This is a genomic window from Cryptosporangium phraense, from assembly GCF_006912135.1.
Taxonomy (GTDB): Bacteria; Actinomycetota; Actinomycetes; order Mycobacteriales; family Cryptosporangiaceae; genus Cryptosporangium; species Cryptosporangium phraense.
In genome coordinates, this window is the sequence record NZ_VIRS01000070.1 from 1 (window position 1) to 11,633 (window position 11,633).

Below are 11,633 nucleotides of genomic sequence, written 5' to 3' on the forward strand. Positions count from 1 at the left end.
GCGCGGGGCGGGGCGAGGCGGCCGGGAAGGGGGCCGGGCGCGGCCGGGCGGGGTGGTGTTGCGTAGGGTCGCGGGCTGCGGTTTGGGCGGGTTGGGGTGTAGGGCCGGGGGCGCGGCTCGGGTTGGGGTTGTGCCTACGGCGAGGTCGTGCCCGGGTGAGGTCGTGCCTCTGGGGCGGTCGTGCCCCGGTTGAGGTTGGTCTTGGGTTGAGGTCGTGCTCGGCGGTTGCGGTCGTGCCCCGGTTGAGGTTGGTCCTGGGTTGAGGTTGTGCCTGCGGTGGGTTGGTCGGACGGGCTCGGGGGTCTGGCGCGGGGTTTGGGGCCGGAGTGGGGCGCGCGCCGATTGACGAGAAACCGGGGGTCTGGGCGGGCGAATGACGCCGATTTCTCGTCAAACCGCGGGGTCGGCAAACGGCGGGGCGGGGCATAGGTCGGCGAGCCGCTGCATGCGGAGCACTCTCGGCGGGGCGGAGCGCGAGGCGGCGAGATTGGCGAGGCGCGGGGCGGAGGTTGGCCCGCCCTCGGGCGGCGAGGAGCGGGGAGTTCGGAGCGCGCAACGGGGATGCGCAGCCGGGAGCGCGCAGCGGGGAGCGGGGAGCGCGCAGCGGGGAGCGGGGAGCGCACAGCGGGGAGCCGGGAGCGCGCAGCAGGGAGCGGGGTGTCGGGCTTGGCGTGGTGGCTGGGCGAGGCGCTTTGCAAGGATCGGCGTGGGCAGCGTCGTGCCTGGTGAGGGACTCTGGGCGGGGGCGGTAGCCGTTGCGCGCCTCGGGCTAGATCGGGCGGGCGTTGGCGAGGGCGGCGTCGCGTTCGGCGCGGTATTCGGCCAGGCGCTCGGCGTACGAGGCGCGGAGGTCGGCGAGCCGCTGTTCGGCGTGCTCGGCCGCCGCGGTGGCTCGGGCTCGGGCCGCTTCCTCGGCCGCGGTGAGGCGCTGCTCGGCCGCGGCCTGTGCTTGCTCGGCGGCGGCGCGCGCCTGCTCCGCCGCCGTCAGCGCCCGTTCGGTCGTAGACCGGGCCTCCTCGGCCGCGGCGAGGCGTTGCTCAGCAGCCGCGTGCGCCTGCTCGGCGGTGAGGCGACGCCGGTCGGCCGCGATGGTGGCGGCCTCGGCGGTGGCGCGGGCCTGCTCGGCTGCCGCCTGCGCCCGCTCAGCGACCGCTTGCGCCTGCTCGGCGGTGGTGCGGCGCTGGTCGGCCGCGGTCGTGGCGGCCTCGGCCGTGGCGAGGCGTTGCTCGGCTGCTGCCTGTGCTTGCTCGGCGAGGGTGCGGCGGTGGTCGGCTGCGGCGCTGGCGGCCTCGGCGGTGGTGCGGGCCTGCTCGGCTGCCGCCTGCGCCCGCTCAGCTGCTGCCTGCGCCTGTTCGGCGGTGGCGCGGGCCTGGTCGGCGACGGCTTGGGCGTGGTCGGCTCGGTCGGCTCGGCGGTCGGCTTCTCGGTGGGCGGAGGTGGCCGCTTTGGCCTCGGTGGTGGCGACTTCGGCCCGGGCGGTGGCGGCATCCAGGTCGGTGCGGAGCCGTTGCAGCTGCTCCCTCAGCAGGCCCAGCGCCTCCTCGGCGTGGCCGGCCCGCTCCTCGGCGACGGTCGCTCGGCGGTCGGCGTCGGCCGCCGTCGAGCGGGCCGCGTCCGCCTCGCGCGTTGCCGCCTCCGCTCGGGCCTGGGCGGCACCGCCGCTCGCCTCCGCCTCGGCGGCCCGCTCCTCCGCCTGGGCCGTCCGCTCCTCGGCCTCGGTCGCTCGCTCCTCGGCGTCGTCTCGCTCCTGGCGGGCGGCGTCCCGGGCGGCGCTCAGCGCCGTGAGCTCGGCCTTCGCGGCCGCTACCTGGGCCAGCGCGGCCTCTCGGCCGGCCTCCGCGCGCCGGAGTGCGGCCCTCACCTCGGTCGCCGAGTGTTCTATCTGGAGCGCGCGGGCCTCGGCCGCGGACACGGCTGCTTCGGCGGCCGCGCGGACCGCGGTCACTTCGGTGGCGACGGCGGCCGGATCCCGGCCTACGGCCAGATCGGACAGGACCCGCTCGCCGAGGTCCCGGATCTCGCCGGCCGCGGCGGTGAACCGCGCGATCGCGCGCTCCATCCGGGCCCCGGCCGCGGTCACCGGCAGATCGCTCACCACACCGGCCCCGCCGGCCCCCACTCCGCCGCTCCCGCCGGGCCCCACTCCGCCGCTCCCGCCGGCCCCCACTCCGCCGGCCCCGCCGGGCCCCACTCCGCCACCCCCGGCACCGGCCCTCCCAGAACGATCAGCCCCGGCCCCAGCCCCGGTCCGCGCCCCAGCCCCGGTCCGGTCCCCGGCCGCAGCCGCGGCCCCGGCCGCGGCTCCCGTCCCTCCAAGCCTCAGACCACCAGCGCCGAGTACGAAGCCGACTCCGTCGGCCGCCTCCTCGGTCGCGGCCAGCGCCCTCCGTCGACGTTCAGCAAACGCGTTCGCCCGGTTGTGGGACGGCTCGTCGCAGTACTCCGGGGCCCTCCCCGGACCGGACGCCGGCGCCGCCGGCCGCTCACATCCCGGATACCGGCACACACGCTCCGACTCGGCCACCACCGCCATCGCACGGGCCTCAGGCGCGGTCGGACGACTCGGCGCCCGGCGACGACGCTGCGCCGTCGGCAACCGCGTCGTCGATGCGGGCGTGCAGACGGGACCGGATCTCGTCCGGCGTATAGGCCCGCCGCCGGCGCTCGGCCCGTGCGACGACCACTCCGGTCGCCGCAACCCCAGCAAGCCCGGCCAGCCCGACAACCTTCCACCACCGCATCCGCCTAGGCTAGCGCCATGGTCGGCAACCGGATGACATTGACCGAGGCGGTCGAGCTCACGCGCACCGGAGATCTCTGGTTGTTCCGGGGCCGCACCGCGGCCGACCGGGCGATCCAGACCCTGACCAACAGCCCGGTCAACCACGTCGGCATGGCGGTCACCATCGACGACCTGCCGCCGCTCATGTGGCACGCCGAGCTGGGACGGTCCCTCCAGGACGTCTGGGCCGGCACGCACGTGCGCGGGGTCCAGCTGCACGTGCTGGCCGACGCGGTCAGCGTGTGGGGCAACCGCTACGGCCAGCGGGCGTGGCTACGACAGCTCGACGCCGACGTCACCAAGGACATGGAGGACGCGGTGCTCCGCACCGTGGCGCGCCTCGACGGCACGCCGTTCCCGTCCACCGCCGGCCTGGCCGGACGCTGGGCCCGCGGGCGCAGCAGGCAGCGCGTCCAGCGCCTGCGCGCAGCGGGGCGCGACGCGATCGGCCTGCCCGAACGCGGGAAAGCACAACGGCCCGACAACCCACTCGAGTCGGCCTACTGCGCCGAGGTCGTGGCACTGACCTATCAGGCCATGGGCCTGCTCCCGGCGTCGCGGGCCTCCGATTCGTACGACCCAGGCAGTTTCTGGAGCGGCGACAAGCTCGACCTACAACTCGGCGCCACCCTCAGCGACGAGATCGAGGTCGTGCTGCCCTAAGACCGACGGCGCCGGGAGACGTGCAGCACCGTGCCGTCGGCGCCGGTCACGACGGTCAGGCCGCCTCCGGAGAACCGTGTGCGGTCGGGGTTGTCTTCTTCGGCGGTCACCCGGGCCGGCGACGCGAGAACGCTCGCCACGTCGGCGTCCGAAATACCGAAGTCGGTGGCCGAGCGACGGGCGCCGCGGGTCATCCGGACGGCGGTCGCCGGGTTCGCTCCGGACCGTCCACCGGAGGACGGGCCGGACGCACGACGGCGGCCGGGCCCGGAGCCGCGCTGACGCGGGGAGGGCGGAGCCTCGGGGTAGGAGTCCTCGGCGGACGGGTCGCTCGGCGGAGCGAGGAACAACATGGCCGGTGCTGCAGGGGCAGACGAGCGTGAGGGCATAACGTCCCTTCTGATCGACGCGTCGGTGCGCTGGGCGGGCCGCAGAGCGGTTCGTACGCAGGGAGCCTTCCGGCTTCGAGGACGGCCAGCGCGCCGTCTCACAAGGGCTCATGGGCCCCGGGGTGCGGGTCGCCGACGGTGGCACCCGGCTTGGAAGAACAGCCACCCGCTACTCACTGTACCTGCAACTGCTCCGTTGCGCTGAGCACGCGTCCCGAGTGAGCCCGCTCACGGCGGAATACCGGCCCTGCCCATATAGTTGACGTGTCATCTACTTCGATCAAGGAGAGCCCGATGCAGTTCGGTATCTTCACCGTCGGTGACGTCACCCAGGACCCGACCACGGGCCGGACGCCGACCGAGCACGAGCGCATCAAGGCGATGGTGACGATCGCCAAGAAGGCCGAGGAGGTCGGCCTCGACGTCTTCGCGACCGGCGAGCACCACAACCCGCCGTTCGTGCCCTCGTCGCCCACCACGATGCTCGGCTACATCGCCGCGCAGACCGACAAGCTGATCCTGAGCACGTCGACGACGCTGATCACCACGAACGACCCGGTGAAGATCGCCGAGGACTTCGCGATGCTGCAGCACCTGGCCGACGGCCGCGTCGATCTGATGATGGGCCGCGGCAACACCGGGCCGGTCTATCCGTGGTTCGGCCAGGACATCCGCCAGGGCATCCCGCTGGCCATCGAGAACTACCACCTGCTGCACCGGCTCTGGCGCGAGGACGTCGTCGACTGGCAGGGCAAGTTCCGGACGCCGCTGCAGGGCTTCACCTCGACCCCGCGCCCGCTCGACGACGTGCCGCCGTTCGTCTGGCACGGCTCGATCCGCAGCCCGGAGATCGCCGAGCAGGCCGCCTACTACGGCGACGGCTTCTTCGCCAACCACATCTTCTGGCCCACCGAGCACTTCCAGCGGCTGATCGAGTTCTACCGCGAGCGCTACGCCCACTACGGCCACGGCACGCCCGAGCAGGCGATCGTCGGCCTCGGCGGTCAGGTGTTCATGCGCAAGAACTCGCAGGACGCGGTGAAGGAGTTCCGTCCGTACTTCGACAACGCGCCGGTCTACGGGCACGGCCCGTCGCTGGAGGAGTTCACGTCGGAGACCCCGCTCACCGTCGGTAGCCCGCAGGAGGTCATCGACCGGACGCTCACGTTCCGGGAGCACTTCGGCGACTACCAGCGCCAGCTGTTCCTGATGGACCACGCCGGCCTGCCGCTGAAGACCGTCCTCGAGCAGCTCGACCTGCTCGGCGAGGAGGTCGTCCCGGTGCTGCGCAAGGAGCTCGACGCGAAGCGCCCGGCGAACGTGCCGGATGCCCCCACCCACGAGTCGCTCAAGGCCGCGAAGGCGGCGAAGGAGGCCGCGCTCGTATGACCAGGATCGCCGTCGTCAGTGCCGGATTGAGCCAGCCGAGCTCCACGCGGCTACTCGCCGACCAGCTCGCCGCGGCCGTCGGGAACGCGCTTCCCGACGTCGAGATCGACATCATCGAGCTGCGCGACCTCGCGCACGACATCACCAACCACCTGCTGACCGGTTTCCCGAGCGCGGCCCTCCGGGCCGTGCTCGGGAAGGTCGAGGCGGCCGACGCGCTGATCGCGGTCACCCCGCTCTACCGGGCGTCGTACAACGGCCTGTTCAAGTCGTTCTTCGACGTCGTCGACGAGGACGCGCTGCGCAACAAGCCGGTGCTGCTCGGCGCCACCGGCGGCACGGCCAGGCACTCGCTGGCGATCGAGCACGCGATCCGGCCGCTGTTCAGCTACCTGCACGCGCTGACCGTCCCGACCGCGGTGTTCGCGGCCACGTCCGACTGGGGCACCGACGACGCGCTCGGCGCCCGCGTCAACCAGGCCGGCCAGGAGCTCGCCGACCTACTGACGCACCGCGCCGCGCCCGCGGCGACGGACCCGTTCGCGAACCCGACCCCGTTCGAACAGCTGCTTCACGGCTGAGCTCCGACGAGCTCCGGTTCCTTCGAGTCCGACGTCGCCGAGCCCGCCGTCGGCAGCGTGAACCACACGACGGTGCCGCCACCGGGGTTGTCGGCGGCACCGATCACCCCGCCGTGCCGCTCGACGATGCGTCGGCAGATCGCCAGGCCCAGGCCGCCGGTCGGCGCGGACAGGCTGTGCTGCCCGGCGAAGTGCGTCGCGCGCCGCCCGGGCGGGAAGCCGATCCCGTGGTCGGCGATCTCGACCCGGATCCAGTCCGCGCTGCCGTCGACCGGCCGGGCCCGGATCGCGATCCGCGGTGACTCGTCCGGCGGCGTGTACGTGAGCGCGTTGTTCAGCAGGTTGCCGATCAGCCGGCGGACCAGCCGCCCGTCGGCCCGCACGGACGGGAGCGGCCGGATCACCACGTTCGGGGTCGGCCGCAGACCGCCCTGCGCGCGGACGAGCAGCCCCAGCACGTCGGTGACGACCGCGGTCAGGTCGACGTCGCGCACCTGGAGTGCGGTGTTCCCGGCGGTCGTGTACGTCAGCAGGTCGTCGACCAGCCTGCGCATCCGCTCGGCGCCGGCCCGCGCCCGCTCGAGATGGCCGATCGCCGCGGACACGGTCCGCGGCTGACGTCCCAGGACACGCACCTCGCCGAGGGCGTCCTCGGCCGCCGCGAGGTGGTCGGCCACGTCCGCGAGCGGCTCTTTGACCTGGTCCGTGGCCACGCCCGCGAACACGGCCAGGTCCTCCTCGCACGCCCGCTCCGCGGTCACGTCCCGCGAGATCGCGAGCGCGCCCGACCGGCCGGTCCCCAGGTCGATCGGCTGCGCCGTCACCTTCAGGCGGACGCCCCCCGGGCGGGCGACGCTGCGGACGACGATCTCGTCGCTGCACGCGGTTCCGTCGAGCGCGCGCCGGAGCGGCAGCGAGTCCGGCGGGTACGGGGTCACGCCGTCGACCCGGAAGATCCCGTGGGTCCCGGGGGTACCGCCGTCGTCCGGCGTCGCCAGCGTGGCCTGGGCCGGCGGGTTGAGCAGCGCGAGCGTGCCGTCCTGGTCGGCGACCGCGATCCCGTCCTCGAGGCCGGCCAGCACCGCGTGGAGCAGCGCGGCCTGCTGCCGGGAGGCGCTCTCGGTCGCCCGCAGCTCGGCTTCGGCCCGCTCGGCCCGGATCCGGGCCCGGCGCCGGGCTCCGGCCAGCACGAACACTCCGACCGCGAGCAGCAGCGCGGCTCCGGCGCCGGTGGCCGCGACGATCCCGTCCAGGTGCGCGTCGACGCCGAGCAGGCCGGCCGCGGCGGTGCTCGTCGTCGTGCGCAGCTGCCAGGTCCGGGCGCCGACGTCGAGCCGCGTCGTGCGGTCGACGGTCGTCGTCTCGGTGGTGCCGACCGTTCCGATCCCGACAGCGGGCTCCGTCGCGCTGAGCGTCACCGCGGAGCCGCTCGGGACCTCGTCGCCCAGGGTGGCGGCCAGGAACAACGGGCCGACGAACCCGAGCCGGACCGCGGACCCGGGCCGGTGGGGGATCGGGGCCAGCACCGCGACCGCGACCGCACCACCGCCGATCGGGGCGTACGGGGCGGAGACGGTGAGCGCGTCGGTGGCGCGGGCGCTGGCGAGCGCGGAGGTCACCTCGGCCGGCAGGGCCGGTGTCGCGTCGGCCGGGCGCGATCCGTCGAGCGGGCGGGTCATCAGCTGCCGGTATCCGCCGGTGGCCGGCGTGCTGGAAACCGGCCGGCGGCCGGCCGGCCGGGCGTCGTCGGTCGGGGTGATGACGCTGACGTCGGTGACGCCCGGCAGGTGGGCGGCGGGCAGCGCGGCGGTGACGGCGGTGAACCCGGCCGGGTCGAGCGTGTCGAGCGCGCCCAGGCCGGCCGCGACCTGGCGGGCGGCGTCGCCGTAGCGCCGGATCTCGTTCGTGACCGCCGCGGCCGCGGCGGTGGTCCGGGCGTCGACGGCGCGGTCGAGGCCGTGCCGCTCGACGGTCCGGAGGCCGGCGCCGGCGAGCAGCGACAGAGCGACGCCGAGCACGGCGACGACCGAGGCCGGCACCGTCCCCGGCGGTGCGGTCCACTTCATGCCGGTGATTCTTGCGGTTGAGCCGGTTTTATCCGGTTGCGACGCGCTGTTCGCCTGGGGCTGGGCGGTCAGATCCCCTCGGTGGCCGGCGTGGGGGTCGGCGCAGTGCTTCCGGCCGGCCGGGCGTCGGGCTGGCGTTTGGCGAACAGGCCGGTGGTCGGGCGCTTGGGGCGCTTCGAGCGGTCGAGGTCCGACAGCCGGGCCAGCAGCGGCCCGGTGACGACCGTGATCAGCACGTACGCGGTGGCGAGGGCGCCGAGCTGGGCGTCCACCCCGGCCGCGACCGCGAGACCGGCGATGACGATCGAGAACTCCCCGCGCGGCATCAGCGCGAGCCCGGCCCGCAACCGGCCCTTGCTGCCGATGCCGGCCCGTTTCGCCGCGTACATACCCGTCAGGACCTTCGTCCCCATGGTGACGGCGGCGAGCCCGAGCGCGGGCAGCAGGACCGGCGGGATCGTCTCCGGGGCGGTCGACAGACCGAAGAACACGAAGAAGACCGCGGCGAACAGGTCGCGCAGCGGGCTGAGCAGCGCGGTCGCCGAGTGGGCGACCTCGCCCGAGAGCGCGATCCCGACCAGGAACGCCCCCACCGCGGCCGAGACCTGCAGTTCCGACGCGATGCCCGCGACCAGCAGGGTCAGCCCCAGGACGCCGAGCAGCAGCGCCTCGGCGTCGTCGGCCGAGACGAGCTTGGTGATCCAGTTGCCGAACCGCAGCGCGAGTACGAGCACGATCGCGACCGTGGCCAGCGCGATCCCGAGCACGACCGAGCCCTTGGCGAACCCCAGCCCGGCCAGCAGCGCGGTGAGGATCGGGAGGTAGAGCGCCATCGCCAGGTCTTCGATGACGAGGACCGACAGCACGGTCGGGGTCTCGCGGTTACCGAGCCGGCCCAGGTCGGCGAGCGTCTTGGCGATGACGCCGGACGAGGACACCCAGGTCACGCCGGCCAGCGCGACCGCGCCGACCGGCCCCCAGCCCAGCACCAGCGCCAGCACCGCGCCCGGTATCGCGTTGAGCAGGGCGTCCACCAGGCCCGCGGGGGCGGCCGCCCGGACGTTCGTGACGAGCTCGCTGGCCGAGTACTCCAGGCCGAGCGTGACGAGCAGGAGGACCACGCCGATCTCGGCGCCGACCTCGATGAACCCTTCGCTGGCCGACAGCGGCACCAGGCCGCCGTGGCCGAACGCCAAACCGGCCAGCAGGTAGAGCGGGATCGGGCTGAGCCCGACCCGACGTCCGGCCCGGCCCAGCAGGGCCAGGGCCAGCAGAATTCCGCCGACCTCGATCAACAGCGTCGCGGAGGAATGCACCGGCCTCCCTCTCGTGCACTATCGCTTCACCGGGGCCGCGATGCCCGGTCATGGCTCATCCACCGGCGGCGGAAACCGACCGCCCCGGATCTCGTGCGCCCGGAGGTGACTCCGGGCCTCCTCAGTCTTCTTCGCCGCGCAGAATGCCGGCGACTCCGTCGATACCCTCGCGGGTGCCGACCACGACCATCATGTCGCCCGGGTTGAACACGAACGACGGCCCGGGGGAGGCAATGACCTCACCCTGCCGCAGGACGGCGACGATCGACGCCCCGGTGCGGGTACGGGCCTGCGTGTCGCCGAGCGCGCGCCCGGCGAACCGCGACCCGTCCAGGATCGGCAGCTGCTCGGTGAGCACGCCCACGACCTGCTGCTGGAGCTCGGCGAGGTGCCGGACCAGCTGCGGAGCCCCCAGGAGCTCCGCCAGCGCGTTCGCCTCGTCGCTGTTCAGGGGGATCGTGTCGCTGGCCGCGTCGGGGTCGTCGACGTCGTAGACGACGAGCTCCCGGTGGCCGTCCCGGTGGGTGAGTACGCCGATCCGGCGGCCCTTGCGTGTGACCACGTCCTGGCAGACGCCGATCCCGGGGAGGGCTCGCTGCTCTACCCGCGCACTCATTCTCGTCCTCCGGCTCATCGCAGTACGGGCCCCCCGATCCGTGTCCGAACACAGTAGCCTGCCCGGTCGATGACCTGCGAGGTTGTGAATTTTGTCGGTGGTGGGGGCTACGGTGCGGGGTGTGACGGACAACGCTCGAGTCGACGTCGAGACCTGCGCGAGCGTGGAGATTCCGACGCCGATCGGGCCGCTCGGCGTCGTCGTGACCGCCCGGGGCGTGCTGGCGGTCGGGCTCGGTGGGCTCACGAGCGCGGAGCAGGCCGCGCGGTCGCTGAATGGGCTGGTGCCCGGGTCGCTGCCGGGGCCGGTCGAGCGGGTGCGGGGCGAGCTCGGCGAGTACTTCGAGGGCATGCGGCAGGCGTTCACGGTGCCGATCGACTGGCGTCTGAGCAGCGGCTATGCGCTCGAGGTGCGCCGGATGCTGGCCGAGACGGTCGCCTACGGCGACACGATCAGCTACAGCGGCCTGGCCCGCCTGGTCCGCGACGAGGACGTGGAGGGGCGCGACGGGGCGGCCCGGGCGGTCGGCCGCGCGATGGCGACGAACCCGGTGCCTCTGCTGGTGCCGTGTCACCGGGTGCTGGCGGCCGATGGGTCGCTGCACGGCTTCGGCGGGGGCTTGGAGATGAAGCGCCGGCTGTTGGCGCTGGAGGGAGCGGTGCCGGCCACCCTCTTCTAGGAGCCGAGCAGGTCGCCGAGATCGATCTTGACCGTGACGGCTCCGAACGAGAGTTCACCCGACTCGTCGTCGAGGAGGCGGCCGGTTCGGTGATAGACGCCGCCTTGTAGTTCGTAGGCGTCGAGGAGGTGGTCGCGGGGGTCGACGATCCAGTAATGCCGGAGGCCGACTTCGGCGTATTTGGTCGTCTTGCGTACGAGGTCGTCACCGCGGTTGGTGGAGAGGACCTCGACGGCCAGCAGGGGCATTCCGGTGAATCGGACGGTCTCGTCGGTGTGGGGGTACACAAGCACGTCGGGTACGAACTCGTCGCGGCCCGGCTTCCAGGCCCAACCTTCGTCGACCTCGATTCCGTCCGGTACTACCGCTTCGATCAGGTTCGCCAATCGGCGGCAGATGCGCTGGTGTGTTCGGGCGGGGCTGGGGGACACCACCAAATTCCCATCGATGTATTCACCGCGGATGTCGGGACCGAGGCTGTCGTACTCGTCCCATGACATCGGCCGTTCGCCCGGTACGGCCTGCGTCGCGTGCGTCATAGGGCCTCCCCTCGGATGCATCCTCAGCGTAGTGGTTCGGGTATCACCGCGCGGATCGCGACGGGCGGAGTCCAGGTGCTGTGGCTCGAGCGGTTGGCGGGGTGATAGTCGCTATTCTTCGGTTATGTCCGTTTATCCGGCGGTGGCGGGGAGACACGCGCGGCTGCCGCACTGGGCCTCGCTGCCGGTGATCGTGGCGGTGCTCGGGATGAGCACGACGCTGCTCGTCACCGGGGTGCTCCACCAGTCCGAGCAGCGGCGGGCGGAGGCGTTGCTCGACCGTCAGGCGTTGGCGGTCGAGGCGGCGGTGAGCGCTGAGGCCAACCGGTACGTGGACACGATGACCGATCTTTCGGCGGCGGTCGGGGCGCAGGCGGCGCTGTCGGCGGGTGACTTCGCGGCGATCATGTCCGGGTTGTCGGCGAAGCGGCTCTACGGGGCATCCTCGGTCTCGCTGGTGATGCCCTCGGGTACGGCTGAGCTGCCCGATCTCGATCAGATCTGGTCCGCCGCCTCGGAATCGACCGCGCTCGCCCCGGCACCCGCCGTGCCCGCGACCCCGCCCGACGCGACTCCGCCCGGCGCAACCCGGCCCGCCGCGACCCCGCCCGAC

General features: G+C 73.5%; 11 protein-coding genes and 1 pseudogene. 5 read left to right on the forward strand and 7 right to left on the reverse strand.

The features are described from left to right. Positions 1-769: 769 nt before the first annotated feature. Entirely contained in the window at positions 770-2,098 is a 1,329-nt protein-coding gene (locus FL583_RS39525; RefSeq protein WP_142710057.1) for a hypothetical protein, read from the reverse strand. Between the two features lie 445 nt (positions 2,099-2,543). Continuing rightward, positions 2,544-2,741, reverse strand: a complete 198-nt coding sequence (locus tag FL583_RS39535) for a hypothetical protein (protein ID WP_142710058.1) — start codon at positions 2,739-2,741, stop codon at positions 2,544-2,546. Between the two features lie 17 nt (positions 2,742-2,758). Between FL583_RS39535 and FL583_RS39540 the strand changes: the two genes are divergently transcribed. Further along, complete coding sequence (locus tag FL583_RS39540) at positions 2,759-3,445, forward strand: hypothetical protein (RefSeq protein WP_142710059.1); 687 nt, start codon at positions 2,759-2,761, stop codon at positions 3,443-3,445. Here the strand turns inward: FL583_RS39540 and FL583_RS39545 are convergent. Continuing rightward, entirely contained in the window at positions 3,442-3,798 is a 357-nt protein-coding gene (locus tag FL583_RS39545) for a hypothetical protein (RefSeq protein WP_142710060.1), read from the reverse strand. The genes FL583_RS39540 and FL583_RS39545 overlap by 4 nt on opposite strands. 330 nt (positions 3,799-4,128) lie before the next feature. On the opposite strand from FL583_RS39545, the gene FL583_RS39550 reads away from it, so the two are divergent. Further along, positions 4,129-5,223, forward strand: a complete 1,095-nt coding sequence (locus tag FL583_RS39550) for an LLM class flavin-dependent oxidoreductase (RefSeq protein ID WP_142710061.1) — start codon at positions 4,129-4,131, stop codon at positions 5,221-5,223. After that, a complete protein-coding gene (locus FL583_RS39555; protein ID WP_142710062.1) occupies positions 5,220-5,804 on the forward strand; it encodes an FMN reductase in 585 nt (194 codons plus the stop codon). Before FL583_RS39550 ends, FL583_RS39555 begins: the two co-directional genes overlap by 4 nt. Here FL583_RS39555 and FL583_RS39560 read toward each other — a convergent pair. The 3 genes from FL583_RS39560 to FL583_RS39570 form a co-directional block, all read right to left on the reverse strand. Continuing rightward, on the reverse strand, positions 5,795-7,870 hold the full coding sequence (locus FL583_RS39560; protein WP_142710063.1) for a sensor histidine kinase: 2,076 nt from the start codon (positions 7,868-7,870) through the stop codon (positions 5,795-5,797). The two genes, FL583_RS39555 and FL583_RS39560, sit on opposite strands and share 10 nt — an antisense overlap. A 68-nt stretch (positions 7,871-7,938) precedes the next feature. Next, positions 7,939-9,186 (reverse strand): cation:proton antiporter, encoded by a 1,248-nt coding sequence (locus FL583_RS39565; RefSeq protein WP_142710064.1) that lies wholly within the window; start codon positions 9,184-9,186, stop codon positions 7,939-7,941. Positions 9,187-9,307: 121 nt separating this feature from the next. Then, entirely contained in the window at positions 9,308-9,802 is a 495-nt protein-coding gene (locus tag FL583_RS39570; protein ID WP_142710065.1) for a cation:proton antiporter regulatory subunit, read from the reverse strand. Positions 9,803-9,923: 121 nt separating this feature from the next. Here FL583_RS39570 and FL583_RS39575 point away from each other — a divergent pair, with 121 nt between their 5' ends. Then, positions 9,924-10,481 carry a methylated-DNA--[protein]-cysteine S-methyltransferase gene (locus FL583_RS39575; protein ID WP_205752872.1) on the forward strand — a complete coding sequence of 186 codons (558 nt, stop codon included), beginning with the start codon at positions 9,924-9,926 and terminating at the stop codon, positions 10,479-10,481. Here the strand turns inward: FL583_RS39575 and FL583_RS39580 are convergent. Beyond that, entirely contained in the window at positions 10,478-11,020 is a 543-nt protein-coding gene (locus FL583_RS39580) for a Uma2 family endonuclease (protein ID WP_170324113.1), read from the reverse strand. The genes FL583_RS39575 and FL583_RS39580 overlap by 4 nt on opposite strands. Positions 11,021-11,144: 124 nt before the next feature. Here FL583_RS39580 and FL583_RS39585 point away from each other — a divergent pair. Then, a pseudogene (locus FL583_RS39585) lies at positions 11,145-11,633 on the forward strand (hypothetical protein); the annotation flags it as partial.